The 17024-nt window shown below is 37.8% G+C and carries 17 protein-coding genes; 7 read left to right on the top strand and 10 right to left on the bottom strand.

The features are described from left to right. Positions 1-312: 312 nt before the first annotated feature. The 6 genes from nirB to EU510_RS02685 all read left to right on the top strand — a co-directional run bounded on the left by nirB (position 313) and on the right by EU510_RS02685 (position 8868). The gene (nirB, locus tag EU510_RS02710) at positions 313-2886 is read left to right on the top strand and encodes a nitrite reductase large subunit NirB (RefSeq protein ID WP_149592147.1); all 2574 of its coding nucleotides are present in this window, start codon (positions 313-315) and stop codon (positions 2884-2886) included. Then, a complete protein-coding gene (gene nirD / locus EU510_RS02705; protein WP_149592146.1) occupies positions 2873-3226 on the top strand; it encodes a nitrite reductase small subunit NirD in 354 nt (117 codons plus the stop codon). Before nirB ends, nirD begins: the two co-directional genes overlap by 14 nt. Positions 3227-3235: 9 nt before the next feature. Then, positions 3236-4099 (top strand): uroporphyrinogen-III C-methyltransferase, encoded by an 864-nt coding sequence (gene cobA / locus EU510_RS02700; RefSeq protein WP_149592145.1) that lies wholly within the window; start codon positions 3236-3238, stop codon positions 4097-4099. A 274-nt stretch (positions 4100-4373) separates the two neighbouring features. Further along, positions 4374-5636 carry a nitrate- and nitrite sensing domain-containing protein gene (locus EU510_RS02695; RefSeq protein ID WP_149592144.1) on the top strand — a complete coding sequence of 421 codons (1263 nt, stop codon included), beginning with the start codon at positions 4374-4376 and terminating at the stop codon, positions 5634-5636. A 261-nt stretch (positions 5637-5897) separates the two neighbouring features. After that, positions 5898-7091: a sensor histidine kinase gene (locus EU510_RS02690; protein WP_149592143.1), complete on the top strand. Its 1194-nt coding sequence runs from the start codon at positions 5898-5900 to the stop codon at positions 7089-7091. Positions 7092-7146: 55 nt separating this feature from the next. Further along, positions 7147-8868, top strand: a complete 1722-nt coding sequence (locus EU510_RS02685; protein WP_149592142.1) for an EAL domain-containing protein — start codon at positions 7147-7149, stop codon at positions 8866-8868. Between the two features lie 150 nt (positions 8869-9018). Here the strand turns inward: EU510_RS02685 and EU510_RS02680 are convergent, their stop codons facing one another. The 3 genes from EU510_RS02680 to EU510_RS02670 all read right to left on the bottom strand — a co-directional run bounded on the left by EU510_RS02680 (position 9019) and on the right by EU510_RS02670 (position 11649). Next, a complete protein-coding gene (locus EU510_RS02680) occupies positions 9019-9468 on the bottom strand; it encodes a response regulator (RefSeq protein WP_149592141.1) in 450 nt (149 codons plus the stop codon). Further along, positions 9465-10919, bottom strand: a complete 1455-nt coding sequence (locus EU510_RS02675; protein ID WP_149592140.1) for a sensor histidine kinase — start codon at positions 10917-10919, stop codon at positions 9465-9467. The genes EU510_RS02680 and EU510_RS02675 overlap by 4 nt, the downstream gene beginning before the upstream one ends. Positions 10920-11211: 292 nt before the next feature. Continuing rightward, on the bottom strand, positions 11212-11649 hold the full coding sequence (locus tag EU510_RS02670; protein ID WP_149592139.1) for a PACE efflux transporter: 438 nt from the start codon (positions 11647-11649) through the stop codon (positions 11212-11214). Between the two features lie 397 nt (positions 11650-12046). On the opposite strand from EU510_RS02670, the gene EU510_RS02665 reads away from it, so the two are divergent. Further along, positions 12047-12952, top strand: coding sequence for a LysR family transcriptional regulator (locus EU510_RS02665; protein WP_149592138.1), 906 nt, complete (start codon positions 12047-12049; stop codon positions 12950-12952). Between the two features lie 16 nt (positions 12953-12968). On the opposite strand, the gene EU510_RS02660 is transcribed toward EU510_RS02665, so the two are convergent. Genes EU510_RS02660 through moaA form a run of 7 tightly spaced genes read right to left on the bottom strand, consistent with a single transcriptional unit; the run spans position 12969 to position 17010 of the window. After that, the gene (locus tag EU510_RS02660) at positions 12969-13613 is read right to left on the bottom strand and encodes an MOSC domain-containing protein (protein ID WP_149592137.1); all 645 of its coding nucleotides are present in this window, start codon (positions 13611-13613) and stop codon (positions 12969-12971) included. After that, positions 13614-14072, bottom strand: a complete 459-nt coding sequence (gene moaE / locus EU510_RS02655; protein WP_149592136.1) for a molybdopterin synthase catalytic subunit MoaE — start codon at positions 14070-14072, stop codon at positions 13614-13616. Beyond that, positions 14072-14371: a MoaD/ThiS family protein gene (locus EU510_RS02650; protein ID WP_149592135.1), complete on the bottom strand. Its 300-nt coding sequence runs from the start codon at positions 14369-14371 to the stop codon at positions 14072-14074. Before EU510_RS02650 ends, moaE begins: the two co-directional genes overlap by 1 nt. Continuing rightward, positions 14349-14819 carry a cyclic pyranopterin monophosphate synthase MoaC gene (gene moaC / locus EU510_RS02645; RefSeq protein ID WP_007375236.1) on the bottom strand — a complete coding sequence of 157 codons (471 nt, stop codon included), beginning with the start codon at positions 14817-14819 and terminating at the stop codon, positions 14349-14351. Before moaC ends, EU510_RS02650 begins: the two co-directional genes overlap by 23 nt. Position 14820: 1 nt before the next feature. Further along, on the bottom strand, positions 14821-15360 hold the full coding sequence (gene moaB, locus EU510_RS02640; RefSeq protein WP_149592134.1) for a molybdenum cofactor biosynthesis protein B: 540 nt from the start codon (positions 15358-15360) through the stop codon (positions 14821-14823). Continuing rightward, entirely contained in the window at positions 15357-16037 is a 681-nt protein-coding gene (locus tag EU510_RS02635) for a molybdenum cofactor guanylyltransferase (protein ID WP_149592133.1), read from the bottom strand. Before EU510_RS02635 ends, moaB begins: the two co-directional genes overlap by 4 nt. A 1-nt stretch (position 16038) precedes the next feature. Further along, the gene (moaA, locus tag EU510_RS02630; RefSeq protein WP_149592132.1) at positions 16039-17010 is read right to left on the bottom strand and encodes a GTP 3',8-cyclase MoaA; all 972 of its coding nucleotides are present in this window, start codon (positions 17008-17010) and stop codon (positions 16039-16041) included. Between the last annotated feature and the right edge of the window lie 14 nt (positions 17011-17024).

Raw genomic sequence — 17024 nt, 5'->3', positions numbered from 1 at the left:
ATAATGCACAAAACAATGACAATACTTGCACCCTCTTAGTGCTAGGCGCGCACCAAAATATAACAAAACGGGTTTTATCCTCACTCTAAAAATACATTAAATACTATTTAAACAATAACTTAAAAAACTGGCTGTATTTTTGCAAACATTCTATTAACAAGCCCGTTTTACTTACGGCAAAAATTTAGGTTGTGAGCACAATAGCTATTAGCAACCACCGGCAAAGAAGCCCGCACACAGTTATGCATAATGCGTATTTGTGGCGGGCTTTTTTGTTAATTGTATTTAAACCGTCACTTTAAGGAATGCCCTATGCAAACCTCGCAAAAAATACTCATTATTGGTAATGGTATGGTCGGACACCACTTTGTTGAGCAAATGCGCCAAAGCGATGCCAACGCAGACATTACTGTACTTTGCGGAGAAGCAAATCTTGCATACGATCGCGTGTACTTATCAAGTGTATTTGATGGCAAAACAGCTGCCGATTTAGCACTTACCACTCACGACAACTACAAACAGCTTAATATTAATGTGCATACCAGCCAGTGGGTTGAAGGCATTGATAGAACAGCAAAAATAGTGACCACATTAACCGGTGAGCAATACCCATACGACAAACTGATACTCGCGACAGGTTCATTTCCGTTTGTGCCGCCTATAAAAGGTAACGACCAACCCCATTGTTTGGTGTATCGCACATTAGAAGATTTAGAACAAATAAAAGCCAGTGCCGCTGTAAGTAAAAGCGGTGTTGTTATTGGTGGTGGTTTGTTGGGGCTTGAAGCCGCAAACGCCATTAAGCAACTAGGACTTGATACCCACGTAGTTGAATTTGCGCCACAACTTATGGCTGTTCAGCTTGATGGACAAGGCGGTACGCTACTAAAAAATAAAATAGAAAAACTTGGCGTAACAGTACATACATCAAAAGCGACCAGCGAAATAGTAAAAGGCGAAACCAGTCGCTTTAGATTAAATTTTTCGGATGAGTCATTTTTAGAAACAGATCTGATTTTGTTCTCTGCCGGTATTCGCCCGTATGATCAGCTCGGTAAAATTGCTGATTTAGAACTGGGTGAGCGCGGCGGTATTATTATTAATAACCAATGCCAAACGTCAGATCCTGATATTTTAGCCATTGGTGAATGTGCCCTGTGGGACAAAAAACTATTTGGCTTAGTAGCACCGGGTTACAACATGGCACGCGTTGCAGCGAGTCAATTAAGTGGTGGCGAGCTTGAGTTTTTAGGTGCCGATATGAGCACTAAACTTAAGTTATTAGGTGTAGAAGTAGGCTCAATTGGCGACGCTCATGTAAAAACGCTAGACTGTAAAGAACTTATATACCAAGACGCTATTCGCGGCTGTTATAAAAAAATAATACTAAGTGAAAAAGGCGATAAATTACTGGGCGCTGTACTTGTTGGCGATACCAGCGATTACGATACTTTATTGCAGTACATGCTTAACGACATGGACTTACCAGAAAACCCTGAGTGTTTAATTTTACCAGACAGCGGCGGCGCGCCGTCGTTATCGGGCAGTGCCCTACCCGATACCGCCACTATTTGTTCGTGTCACAATGTGAGTAAAGGCGACATTGTAGGTGCAATTGATGGCGGCTCATGCGATTTAGCCTCAGTAAAATCATGCACTAAAGCAGCAAGTGGCTGTGGTGGTTGTGCAGCGTTATTAAAATCTGTTGTTGATAACGAATTAGCAAGTCGCGGTGTTGAAGTAAACAACCATGTATGTGAGCACTTTGCATATTCACGCCAAGAACTACTGCACATGGTAAAAGTAGAAAGCATTAAAAACTTTGATGACTTACTAACTAAACACGGCAGTGGTCATGGCTGTGAAATATGTAAACCTGCCATTGGCTCTATTTTAGCCTCAACATGGAACGACTTTATTTTAGAACCCGCTCATGTTGGCTTGCAAGACACTAACGATACGTACCTAGCAAATATGCAAAAAGATGGTTCGTACTCTGTAGTACCGCGTATAGCTGGCGGCGAAATAACGCCCGACAAACTCATTGTAATTGGACAAGTAGCCAAAGACTTTAACCTGTACTGCAAAGTCACTGGCGGTCAACGTATTGATTTATTTGGTGCGCGCTTAGAAGAGCTTCCTGTTATTTGGGAGCGACTTATCGAAGCAGGATTTGAGACAGGTCATGCTTATGGTAAGTCTCTTAGAACCGTTAAATCGTGTGTGGGTAGTACGTGGTGTCGTTATGGTGTGCAAGACAGCGTTGGACACGCAATAGAAATAGAAAACCGCTATAAAGGACTGCGTGCGCCGCATAAATTTAAAATGGCGGTATCGGGTTGTACTCGTGAATGCGCCGAAGCACAAAGTAAAGATATTGGCATTATAGCTACCGAAAACGGCTGGAACTTATACGTGTGTGGTAATGGCGGTATGCGCCCTCGCCATGCTGATTTATTTGCGACCGATTTAGACACGCCAACACTTATTAAATACATTGACCGCGTAATTATGTTTTACATTAAAACGGCTGACAAATTACAGCGTACGTCAGTATGGATGGAAAACCTTGAAGGCGGTTTAGACTACCTTAAAAGCGTAGTCATTGACGACAGCTTAGGCATTTGCGACGAGCTAGAAGCGCAAATGGAGTTAATTACACAAACCTATGCGTGTGAGTGGAAAAAAGCCATTGAAAGCCCAGATGCAGCCAAACGATTCCGCCAGTTTGTTAATAGCCCCGAAACCGACGATAACATTTTATTTGTACAAGAGCGTAACCAAATCCGCCCTGCTACAGAAGCCGAAAAGCGTGAGCAACGTAATACACAAAACCGTATTCCAGTAATGGAAGTTGAAGAGGAGCAAGCTGATGTCTTGGCATAATATTGGAACAATCGACAACCTAGTGGCTAATAGCGGCGTATGCGCATTAGTTAATAATCAGCAAGTGGCTATTTTTTATATTCCACAAAACCCAACGGCTGTGTTTGCCATTAGCAACTACGACCCTATTGGTAAAGCCAATGTATTATCGCGTGGCATTATTGGCTCTATCGACAATAAATTAGTTGTTGCATCGCCTTTATATAAGCAACACTTTTGCCTAGAAACAGGTGAATGTTTAGAAGCAGAAGCAATACACTTACCGGTTTTTAATGCAAAAATTGAAGACGGCAATGTATTTATAAGCTCTGTACCCAAAGTTATAACAGCTGTGGCTTAGGGGAATATTATGAGTGTACTGTCTTATTTTTCGGGTATTGAAAACGTGTGGCTAAATAAGCTTGTTACTAAGCTAACAAGCTCAAATACTCGCAGTGCTAAAAGCGGCAGCGTTTACATAATTGGTGCGGGCCCAGGAGACGCTGAGTTAATTACGGTAAAAGCGCAGCGTTTGATTAATACCGCCGATGTTGTTTTATACGATTGGTTAGTAAGCGATGATTTATTAAAAACGCTACCTAAAAAAGCGCAGCGTGTATTTGTAGGTAAACGTGCGGGTAAGCATTCGATGACCCAAGCTAACATTTGCGAACTACTGGTTAAATACGCGCAACAAGGCTTAAACGTAGTGCGTTTAAAAGGCGGCGACCCGAGTATATTTGCACGTATTAACGAAGAAGCCGATGCGCTTACAAAGCATAATATTAATTTTGCTATTGTTCCGGGTGTAACAACGGCTTGCGCTACGTCTGCTTATACAGGTATTCCGCTTACAGCAAGAGACGTAGCCCGCAGTGTTACGTTTTTAACGGCGCAATTTGCCGATCCTAATAAGCAACCTCATTGGCAAAATTACGCGTTTATGCCTGCAAGTAACAACCCTACCTTAGTGGTTTATATGGGGCTATCGCGCTTAAAAATGCTAAGTAACGGTTTGCAATCAGTGGGTTGGCCAAGTAACACACCCATTGCACTAATAGAGAACGCTACTACCACTAAACAAAAGGTAATTACCAGTACGCTTGAACTGATAGTAAATGAGCATGCTAAACACGACCTTCAAGGCCCTACCCTAATTATGATTGGTGAAGTAATAAATCATAAAATGGCAATTAGTCCTGAATTACTAAATAGTGTAAATATTAACGCATGATGCAAAATGAATAATGCACTTTTCGCGCTTACTACCTCCCCAGGAGTAGGCGCTTTTTTTGTTTTTAATTTAGGTTCAAGTTGTGTGCAATAACATGCTTAAATGCACCAAATAAGTTAAAAGTAATGGTAAGTTAAATTATAGAAACACAGTGATAAACAAAAATAACACTTTAAGCAATTGTATTAGCTTGATTTTAAATTCAATGATGAAATTTATTAATGATTGGAACAGTGGTTGCACTTTAAAAACAAAAAAGTGTGGAATAATACCAATGGCGACAAGTAATCCTCTCACAAAACAGTTTTTATTAGCGGCTAAGTATCAAGAAATACACGCGCTAAAGCAATTACAAAACAGTTGTGCCTCGCTTACTAAATTAGGCGATTTTGTACATCAGTTACAAAAAGAACGTGCAATGAGTAATATATTTTTGGCTTCAAACCGCGAACGATTTAAAACCCAATTACAAGAGCAAGTTCCTTTAAGTAACAGTGCACAAACTGCATTTAATGATTCACTTAAACAAACATTTATAAAAGACAACGCCGATACTGGCCATACTCGGTTATTTAATTTAATTACCTATAGCCTGCAAACACTTGACGCATTGCCCGACCTACGCAATCAAATAGCACAGCAAAACATTAGTGCAGTGCATGCTACGCAGTCATTTACGCAGTTAATTGCTGGTTTACTCAATATTATTTTAGAGGCAGCAGATGGCGCAAGCGATCCTAAAATAACGCGTTTGTTAGTTGCCTTTTTTAACTTTATGCAAGGTAAAGAATACGCAGGACAAGAACGCGCCTGTGGTGCACAAGCATTTGCAGCGAGTAAATTTACCACTGAGCAAAAACAGCAACTCGCGCATTTTGTACAAGAGCAAAACCACAGCTTTGACTTTTTTAATGAGTACGCCGATGCGCACCTTTTAAAATGCTTTGCCACATTAACAACACATCAGGTTAATAATCAGGTAGAGCAACTTAGAAGTTTACTGCAAAAACTCGATGACGAGAACGCTCAACCGCTCTCGCAACTAAGCGAAGTATGGTACGAAGTAACCACTACGCGCATAGATATAATGCATAAGATTGAGCAAAACATAGCAGATCAATTAATTGATACCGCAGCAATGCAAATAGCCTGTGCTCAACGTAGTTTAAATACAAATAAGCAAGTACTTAACAATATGACAGAGCAGCACATAGCCCCGACTTTTGGGCAATTAGCCATTAAGCAACGAGAGCCAGAAGTAAGCCAAAATATAGCGGCCGATAAGCTCAATAGTAATAAAAGTATGTATGATTTAATTATCGAGCAAAGCCAGCATATAAAACAAATAAACCAAGCATTACTTGACGCTAAAAAAGTTATTAGTGAGCAAAAGGTAATTCACCAAGCCAAGTACATACTTATTGAGCAGCTAAAGCTCACCGAAGAGCAAGCCCATAAACAGCTACAAAAACAAGCAATGGATACGCATAAAACCTTATTTAGCGTAGCGCAAACAATTGTACAACTGAGCGATTAAAATAACTTTATTGTTTTTTAGTAATACCACTACCCTAAATAATAGTTATTTATTAAGTTACAAATTTCACACCCAGATTGAGTTTTGCCTTATTTTAAAATTGATTCATAACTTGCTGACTATAATAAGGTAAAACTCTAATTTGAAGTCTATTTATAATGCAAATTATTCAACGCATTCAAAATAATCAACTACAATAAGTTAATCATTTGTTGCATCTCATTTTAATGAGGCATATTTAATACTGTTGTAGGAGTTTGAATGCCCAATGTAGAGAGTTATATAGAAGGTGTATCATTAATAGATGAGCAACAGTTAACGACTTCTCTTGATAATGACATTCAAAAAAACATAGAAAACATTGCTGAGCTAATTTTACACATTTTTGATGCGAGCTCATTTTCTATTGTTGCTAATTTACCTGCAGGTGTCGTTGAGCTATATAAATCAGGTCCAGAAATAACAGTAGCTAAAGAACAACTATCTGATGATATTTTTAATGAATCGATTATTGAGCATCATCCTAAAATATTTAGAGTTATATCGCCTATTATTTTGCCCTCAGGCCTTAAGTTTGGATGGTTTATATTCGAGCGAATAAGTGATTCACCACTTACAGAAAAAGAAAAATCAATTTTAAATAGTTTACAAAAAAACTATGTAAATCAGTTAGTCCAACGTAAAAACTTATTAGATAAAACAAACAGTTCTAAGTTTAACTCAACAATTTGCGAGCAAAACAAAGAAGACGAAACTGAAAAAGTTCGCTTAATTAAAAAATTACAAAAAATGAGCGATGAACTTGATGAATTTACCAGTATTGCTTCACACGATCTCAAGTCGCCATTAAATGCTATAAAACGTTTATTAGAATGGGTTTATGATGATTGCAAAGATTTACTCCCTCAGGAGCACCTAGAAAACTTTCAGCTTGTGCTCAGCCGAGCTAATAGAATGCAAGTACTGCTAGAGGATTTACTAAGCTACTCGAGAATAAATAGCTGTGATTCAACTCGTGCAAACATATCTTTAGAAAGTCTTTACCAAGATTTAGAACAAATTTTAGAAGTTCCTCAAACTGTCACTGTAGATATACACACCAATAACGAAGTACTCGATATACCGCTGATCCCTTTCAAAATTGTTTTTCAAAATATTATTAGTAATGCAATAAAGCATAACAATAAAGAGCACTCGGTTATCGATATTTCACTTATCCCCTCTAATCAATATTACATCATTGAAATAAAAGATAATGGCCCAGGAATTGACCCTAAATATTTTTCACTCATATTTAAGTTATTTCAAACATTACAATCTCGAGATGATGTTGAAGGGAGCGGCATCGGACTCTGTATTGCCAATAAGCTCATTATTAATAATGGGGGCAAAATTGAAGTAGCCTCCGATGGGAAGCTCGGCAGTACATTTACTATTTTTTGGCCCAAAGTTTAACTATGAAATTATCAATTATAAACGAGCATAATTTAGCTGCTCTTAGAAGGAACGTATGAATATTTTAATTGTTGATGATGACTTGGTTGATCGCAAATTAATTAAAAAGATGCTTATTTCTGATGGCTCTCACCATCATGATATAGCCGAGGTAACATGTGTATGTGAAGGCTTAAACGCCATTGAAAACACGCACTTTGATATAATACTACTCGACTATAATATGCCTAAAGAAGATGGCATTGAAATGCTTATTGAGATGCGTGCAAAGCCTAAACTCGGTAACACCGCAATTATCATGATTAGTTCCTCAGAGAACTCAGCTTTGGCTATTGAGTGTATAGAAGCCGGCGCTCAAGACTTTTTACCAAAAGGTGATATAACGAGGGATAGTTTAAATAAAGCGCTTATATATGCCAAAAAACGCTTCGAAGCAGAACAACGTATGCACAACAGTTACCTTGCTGTAAAGCATATGGCAGAAAGGGATCAGCTTACTGGTTTGTCTAATCGATATCATTTTGAAGAAATACTAAAAGTAATGATAGCTAACAATAAACGTGCTAAAAACTGCGTGGCGTTACTTGCTTTAGATTTAGATAACTTCAAAAATATTAATGATACGCTTGGGCATAGTGTCGGCGACCAAATTTTAATACAAACCGTTGAAAGAATTAATAGTTGTCTAAGACAAAATGAAGGCTTTGCACGCTTAGGAGGCGATGAATTTGCAGTTATAATAGGTGGAATTTGCAACATTAATCAAATAGGTATGATAGCAAATAGAATACTAGCTGAAGTGTCTAAGCCCTTTTTACATGAAGGTAGAACTTTAAATTGCAGTGTTAGCATAGGAAGTGCTTTATACCCCAATGATGCGACTGAATCGCATGAACTGCTAAAATGTGCTGACATTGCAATGTATCGCTCAAAGCAAAGTGGTAAAAGTAGAATTAGCTTTTACAAAGAGCAGTATCAGTACGAATTTAGCCGACGAGTAGATATTCAAAATAGTATAAAAGAGCACATAGAGGAAAAAAACTTTAGGTTATTTTATCAACCCGTTTACTGTTCTAAAACACAAATAATGACAGGTGTCGAAGCACTGATCCGTTGGCCAGATACGACCATTCATTATACCCCTGATGAGTTTATTCCTATTGCTGAAGAGTGTCGTTTAATTGATCCGCTTGGAAAATGGATAATTGCGAGCGCTTTAAAGCAATTATCTTTATGGCAGCAAAGCTATGAAACACCGTTAACACTATCTATTAATATTTCACCTATTCAGCTACAAAAAGAGATTTTAGAGAACTATTTATTAAATACAGTCAAAACATACAACTTAAAAACTAACAGTATTATTCTTGAAATAACAGAAACAGCTTTTATGGAAAATAGTGAAGAAGTGATTGAAATATTAACTTCTTTGTCTAACAAGGGATTTAGAATTGCCTTGGACGACTTTGGTATGGGGTACTCATCCATATCTCATCTGATATCTTACCCTATTGATATAGTAAAATTAGACAAAAGCATGCAGTCGTTAGATGGAGAAAATACTAAGCGATTAAAAATAATCGAGAGCTTATCTTTAATGTTAAAAAAATTAGACTTTTCTTTGGTAGCTGAAGGAATCGAAACGAAAGCCCAACATCAGCTATGTAAAAAACTAAACATAGACTACTTGCAAGGCTTTTTATTTTCAAAGCCTATGCCTGCAAACGAGATTAACTTGATACTCGATGACTATTGTAAAAAAATCATCCTTAAATAAATAGGTTATTTTGAGCCTCTGTAAAATTGAAGCTTAAATCAGACACCTATATAACTTTAAGCTAAAAACCTTTGGTTTGAGCCACATACTCAAACTAAAGGCTCTTCAATTGGCACAGCCTAATGGGTTAAAACTTAAAATACATGCAAATCAGCTGTATTTATCTAAATGCTGACCAATAACAGCCATCACTTTTTCTTTTAACTCTGCTGCCTGAAAACTTCCCTTTACAAGGTAACCTTTAACAAAATCGTCTGACATTATAACCTTTTTTTCTTCTTCTCTTTCTGATGAGCTAAACATCATAACTACACATGAGCTTATCTCTATCATTTTTCTGAGTTTAGAGAACTCTTCTAAAAATTGAATCCCATTAACTTTTGGCATATTAATGTCTAAAAATATAAGAATTGGAGGAAATCCATCAGGGTACTTTATTCTATTAGATTCATAATTTTCGAGAAATTCTAACGCTTCTTGACCATCTTTTTTTTCATAAATTGTAAGCTCTAACTTGGCTTCTTTTATTAGCCTTTTTAGAATATACCGGTCAACTTCGTTGTCATCGACAATTAATATAGGGGGTTTAATTTTTGTCATATTAGCTTATCCAATGGTAATATTATTTTAAACGTTGTACCTTCATCAGAGCTTTGCAGTGATATTTCACCGTTTAAGTACTCAATGTGTTTTTTAACCAACGCCATACCTAAACCAGAGCCCGTACTCATCTGTGCATGAAATCGCTTAAACATATCAAACACTTCACCTTGATGCTTTTGTGGTATTCCCAATCCATTATCTGTAACAGTAATAAAAAATGCCTCTTGCTCATTGAAAATATCACAGCGGACATAAGGCGAGTCTTTATCTCTGTCGTAATACTTCAACCCGTTTGAAATTAAGTTTTCAATAATTTGAGCAAAACGCGCTTTTTCAGACTTAATAGGTACTGATAAATTAACTGTTGTTTCAAGCTTACAAGGATTATCTTTCATAAGCCAAGTAAGTCGCTCTTTCATATCAATAATTAACTGATTAAAGTCAATTACATCTCTATCTTCACTGCCAATTTCAGCTTTAGCTAATAGTAAAATATCAACAACAAGTGTCTCTAACTTTTCCATTTGTTGATAGATAACCAATGCATTTCGACTTGCCTCTTCAGTATCTCCCGCTTTTATATCTTCAATAACAAAATGTGCTAGGGATTTAGCCCCTGACAGCGGTGATTTCAGGTCATGTGAAGCTCGATAAGCAAACTGGGCAAGTTCGTCATTTGCTTGCTGCAAGGAAGCAGTTTGGCTGTTTATAATTTCTTTGAGTTCGATACTGTTTTCAATATTTAAAAGATCATTTTTAATTCGCTGCCTGGCCGCGATAACGAGTGCTTTTAATTCACCCGACGTTTTTATATCAAGTTCATCGTCTAGATTAATATTGCTTTCGGGCTTACTTGATAGGAGAAGAGTAAGATTTCGAATAGAGCTGGATATTGTGCGAGAAAGATAACTTATAAAAAGAATATTAAAAAAAGATATGATTATAACAAGTGGAATTAACGTCATTAGTATAAACGATACTGTTTTTCTAATTGGTTCCTCAAACAGCTCCGTGTTTTTATTAAAGCCACTTAGCGAAGTATTAAGATTTAGTAAAAAAGCGTCTCTATTAAGCTCCCCCTTTTTATACTTATTAACTGATAATAAGGCTTTATCAGCAATTTCAATGTCGTTTTCACAGATTGTTAATGTATGATCTGTGTTAATAACTTTCATAACAGCATAATTTAACGGGTTTATTTGTTCAACACACTCAATTGGCTGCTGCCTAATTAACAATATATCCGACTCAATAGTATTTATATCAATGGGGATATTGTTTTCTATTTTTTTAACTGATTTGGTAAGTTGATGAACATATTTTAAATGAAGAAAGTTAAGTTGATGAAACTTAGCGCCTTTAGCAATTTCAAAAGCTGAGTAGACAGTAATGCTTATCTCTGCTGCAGTTAATATTACAATAAGCATCAGTTTTCTTGAGATATTCATATACGACACCTATTTTAGCTACTAACCAAACATTATTTTTTAATAACACTATAATAATTATAGTATTTATAACATTAGGTATAGCAGGTTTTATCTTTTTTACTAGGTCCTCTATAAATAACAATTTACATTTAACTTTACTGGCCTTTTATACAGAGCTTCTTTGTTATTTTTTTGCCACTATAAAGCAAACTTGGGTAATATTACTCCTCTTAAAGTGCTGGTGCATTGGCAAATACACCAGCAGCTAAATACGAAACTTTGTTAAGTCATGCCATATTTAAAAAGTGCATTAACATGCAGCATTTTTTGAATGAAAAATATAAGCTCGTGTGTGGTCGTACACTAGGTTAAAAGTAAAAGCGTAAAGGGTTATAAAAAAAGTTACGCCAATATCCATTATTAATGCTTCCCATAAGCCTACTTTTAAAATGATTGCCATCACGGGAATAGTAAAAACAAGTAACCCGCCTTGAAATAAAAGCACGTGAAAAATACGGAATAATACAGAACGTTGCTCTTTTGCACCGGTAGCTACTTTGTCAAAACACCAGTTGAAAATAAAGTTCCAACACATAGCAATTGTCGCAACAATTACCATAGTGCCCGATAAAGCCCCAATTGCATGATCTGTAAATAGTGCTAAACCTAAAATTGATAACAACACGGCTAAAATCTCAAACAAAACCGCCTGAAATACTCGCTCTGTTGCCCCCATTTTCCCTGTCATAATATCCCCTTTTATCTATTAATATTTAAGTGTAGTGATAATGACAGATTTATTTAATTACAAAAGTTAGCAACTATCACCTATAGTGATAAGATGAGTATATAGTTCTAGGGCGTGTTGATCATTGGTGGGTGAATTTGCAGCAGGATGTTTGGTTTTTAGGCAAGGCAGAGCCTATATAATATAGTGTGGTTATTCCCCATAAATAGGTGATAACGCAGCATAAAGACCAAACATGCGCTGCCCTTTGGGTTCTTTCTAGGGGCGATTAACTCTTTGTTGCTCGGCTTTTACTTAGCCCACTAGGTTACAAACCTCGCGCCGTGATTTAATCGCCCCTAGATTGAACAAATTTCAATCCACAAAGATCAATACGCCCTAGATAAAGTAGAATAAAATGTACAGCTTAGAGCAACTAAAAATATTTGTAACCGTAGTAGAAACAGGCTCTTTTTCAGCAACCGGCCGTAAATTAAAGCGTGCGCAGTCGGGTATTAGCCAAGCTATTTCTAACCTTGAAATTGCAATAGACCAAACATTGTTTGACCGTAATAAAAACACTCCCACTTTAACAAAAAGTGGAAAAACCTTACTACCTGTGGCTTATTCAATACTGCAACACCAAACTTATTTCGATCAAAAAGTTGAGTCTCTTGCTAAAAACAACGAGCAAGACGTAGTAATTGCGATTGACGAGAGTATAAGTAATCATGGAATTTTAAAAATAATAGCCCCACTTGCACAGCAGTACCCTATTACGAACTTTGAGCTAATATCAGCTACCACATTTGATGTAGAAGAACTTATAAAAACAGGTAAAGCGCAAGTAGGCATCATATATAGTGATGGTGAATTAAAGGTAGATATGGACTTTTTTTTGCTAGGCCAAGCTCGATTTTTAACAATTGCGTCGCCACAACATGCGCTTGCTAAACTTAATAAAGTAAATAGCAGTGACTTAAAAGCACATAGGCAATGTGCTCACCGTAGCCTTAATCAATCAGAGTTACGGTTTAGCTATGCTATAAGCGCAAAGGTTTGGTACGCCAATACTCATCAAACACTTATAGATTTGGTAACACAAAATGTGGGCTGGGCGTTGGTGCCTGAGTTGGCAATAAAACAACAACTTAAACAAGGTGACCTTGTTGCTCTTCCTGTAGTGCATGAGCAAGGTGGTTGGCTAACGCCTTTAGGCTGTGTGGTATCAAGAAGTAAACCTACAGGCCCAGTAACTGAAAGTTTACTAACCCTTTTACAGCAACATTTTTTAAAAGAAGGTGATTGGAAAGCTAAAGTTTAACAGCACTCACACGGCGTTATATTGCGAGCTTCTTTTTAATCTTAATCTGCCACTCAAGCGCAAGCTCGGGTAGTTCAAGTGCTGCTAATAATACACTTTCATAATCTGGATATTTTTTATCAAAAAATGCCCGAAACAGTTTTTTAACTGATATGTCGTGCGAGGCTTTCTTCTCGATAACAACACTATCACCCGTTTTTGCAACGCCCTGCTCTAGTACCCTAAAGTACACGCCAGTGCAGTAATGCTGCGTAAACAGTTTAAGGCTGTTTTTATTATTAAGGGCGATAGCGAGTTTAAAACAAGGAACACGAGGCTGGCTTACTTCAAGCAGTGCAGTACCAATACGAATATGATCGCCTATGTGTATAGTCGCTTCATCAAGGTCAGAAATAGTGAAGTTTTCGCCAAATATACCTATTGCTAAATCATCATTCTCGAGGGTTTGTTTCCAATAATCATAATGATTATGAGAAAACGCGTAAACCGCTTTATCAACCCCGCCGTGATTAACTAAATCCGCTTGCTCATCCCCTATTATATTTAGTTTTTCAATAACAACAGGTTCGTTAGTTGGCGTTTTAAAAATCCCGGTTTTAACCTCTTTGCCGTTATGTACAACCGTTTTTATTTTAGAGATATTAGTAGAGATTATTTTCATTTAAGATTCCCACTTGCCCAGCGCTTGCTTGTCACTTTGTTTAAACTCAACCCAATTCGATGAGTTTTTAAAGTGCTCTTTCTTCCAAAACGTGGCGTGGTTTTTTAAATAATCCATTATAAATTGTGCACCTTCGAACGCGGCTTGGCGGTGTCGGGAAGTTACGCCAACAAACACAATTTGCTCACCAAGTGCTAAATAACCAACGCGGTGAATAATACATATTCGCGCCAGTTGCCAGCGCTTTTGTGCTTGCTCTGCTATAGATTGCAGAAGTTGCTCGGTCATACCTGGGTAGTGCTCAAGCTCAAGTGCAATAACGTTATCGCCACTGCTGAACTCTCTTACCAAACCTGTGAAGGTGACAACAGCCCCATCGCTTTTGTTATTACTACAAAGCGTATTGTGCTCGTCACCTACATTAAAATCATCGGTTTGTACTTGAATATGTATGCTCATTAGCCACCTGTAACCGGCGGAAAAAAGGCAAGCTCATCCCCTGCTTTCACTATTACGTCGCTTGATGACATAGTTTGGTTAAGCGCTGCAAGTAGCTCTCGCTCCTCAAGCCACGGTTGCCAGTGCGGGTATTGGCTTACTAATCTTAATTTAAGCTCTGAAATAGTAAGCGGCTGCGTAATTTCAAGGCTTAATTTACTGCACTTTAACCGCTCTTTTAGTTGCCCAAAAAACAATAACTCTACCTTCCCGGCGCTAGATACTGCATCGTTTTGATTAATCTCGTTGCCAACTGCCATTTTTGCCCCCAGCTTTTTGAGTAACGCGCATGCCGCTAATTTCCATAAGTGGGTCGGCTGCTTTACACATATCAAACAAAGTAAGGCTAGCCACAGATACCGCCGTTAGCGCTTCCATTTCAACGCCAGTTTTACCAGCAAGTTTGCAGTAGCTGGTTATTTTAATTTGGCTGTTTGCTTCATCAAGTTCAAAATCAACTGCTACTTTACTAAGTGCAAGGGGATGACAAAGCGGAATTAAATCGGCGCACTTTTTAGCGCCTTGAATACCCGCAATACGTGCCACGCCTAACACATCGCCCTTTTTGTTTTGATTAAGCATTACTTGTTCAAAGGCAAGCTTGCTCATGCTAATAAATGCTTCAGCTGAGGCATCGCGCAAGGTTACGTCTTTGAGCGATACATCAACCATATTCGCTTGGCCGTTTTCGTCTACATGGCTTAACATACTATTGCTCACGCGATTCACACTTTTTACCAATAGTAACGTGCGGTACAAAGTTACACGGTTTATGCATTGAGTTAAGTTGATCTTTTATAATGCCTGTCCACGCTGTTTTACATGCGCCTGTAGAGCCAGGCATACAAAAAATAACCGTGTTGTTAGCAAGCCCTGCCAGTGCACGAGATTGAATAGTTGAGTTACCAATTTCACCGTACGATATATGCCTAAATAGCTCACCAAAGCCGTCTACGCTTTTATCAAACAGCGGCGCAAATGCCTCAGGTGTTGAATCACGTTCGGTAAATCCTGTACCACCAGTCACTAAAATAGCGTGAATGGTGTCGTCGGCTATCCACTGCGATGCAATAGCGCGCATTTGGTAAACATCATCTTTTACAATTTCTTTATCCGCTAAGTGATGACCCGCCTCAGTTAGCGCTTTAATTAAGTAATGACCAGAAGTATCAGTAATCGAATCGCGCGTGTCGCTTACTGTAAGTACGGCAATGTTTAAAGGTATTTGTGTATCGCTTGTGTGGCTCATAATGTTTTTCTCAATTGGTTAATGCTTTGGTCAAAATGCTCATTTACAGCTTTAAATTGCGCCGGTGTATTGGTGTTTATTAATGCATGCGCTTTATTACATAAAAGCGTTTGCACACCAATACTTTGGGTAAACTGTTTTATTGATTTGTGACTGTTTGCGTTTGTGAGTATGTGTTTTAAATGATTTTTTACACTGCTTGTATTACGAATATACAGCGGTAGCGGTTCATTTTCAAAGTGCCAAGCATGTATTTGTGACTGATTTAATTGATTGTTCATACTTTGTACGTTATTTGTCTGAGAAGCCAGCACTATTGTGCTTAACAAACTACTCGTAAGTAGTGGCATATCTACCGCAGTAATAAGTAAGTCGTGCTCAGTGGCTATTAATGTTGAGTAAATTCCGCCAAGGGGTCCACTATTTGGGTATATATCTTTAACGTACTTTTCTGAGGGATAATCGCTCGGCGAGTAATGGCTCGATGATTTGACTGAATTTGTAACGTTGCGGCTTATAAGTATGTTTTTAGCGCCTGCGTCTTTTAATAAATCACACGCACTGTGCAATAACGTTTTATTTTTTAAAACTAAATCGGCTTTGTCTGTGCCCATTCTTGATGACTTACCACCAGCAAGCACAACACCTGTAAAATATCGCTTAGCCTTTGCTTCCATTTTAGCCGCCTAACATAGCTAAGTGAGTTGTCGCACCTGTTAGGCGCTTATCTAGCTCATGACTTATTTCTTTATTGCCCATAGCAGCTTGAATTGCCTTTACGGTCGCTGCAGTATCATCCTCGTTGAGTAGCTCGCGTAAATCTATACCTTGTTCGGCAAACAAGCATAAGTGTAATTTACCCAGCGCCGACACCCTTAAGCGATTACAACTTTTACAAAAATCTTTACTGTACGGCATTATTAAACCAATACGACCATCGTAATCAGGATGACAAAATTCTTCTGCAGGTCCATTTAATTTCCCCCTCACGACTTGTAACCAGCCTTGAGCTAAAAGCTGGGCTTTCACCGTTTGCCCACTTAAGTGATTTTCTTCAAAAAAGGTTGCGCCGTCACCGGTTTCCATTAATTCTATAAAGCGTACCGTAACTTTGTGGTGCTTTACCCACGCTAAAAAATCCTTCAATTGGTTTTTATTAAACTGCTTGGCAAGCACTGCATTTATTTTTATATCTTTTATGCCCAGCTCTACCGCGCGTTCAATCCCTTTTAAAATAAGGGTAAGTTTGTCGTGCCCTGTTATGAGTTTAAACATACTCGGATTTAAACTATCAATACTGACATTAAGCGCATCTAGCCCTGCTTCTGCAAATTCATCAATTTTCTTTAATAAATTAAAACCGTTGGTAGTAATGGCTACTTTTTCTATGCCTGGCGTATTTTTACAGAGTTTTATAATATCGGTTACGTCGTTTCGTAAGCATGGTTCGCCACCTGTAATGCGCACTTTTTTAGTACCTAGCTCTGCAAACGCATTTACCAGCGTGCTAATTTCGTTTTTATTTAAAAAATTACGAGGCGTATCGCACTGATACCCGTTTGGTAAACAATAACTACAACTAAAATTACATACGTCGGTTATTGAGAGGCGCAAATAGTTAAACTGCCGACCAAATTGATCATTAAGCATATGCTTCCTTTTTT

This window comes from Pseudoalteromonas sp. FUC4, from assembly GCF_008370255.1.
Lineage (GTDB): Bacteria > Pseudomonadota > Gammaproteobacteria > Enterobacterales > Alteromonadaceae > Pseudoalteromonas.
The sequence above is the reverse complement of the archived record's forward strand: the minus strand, read 5'-3'. Positions and strand labels throughout refer to the sequence as shown.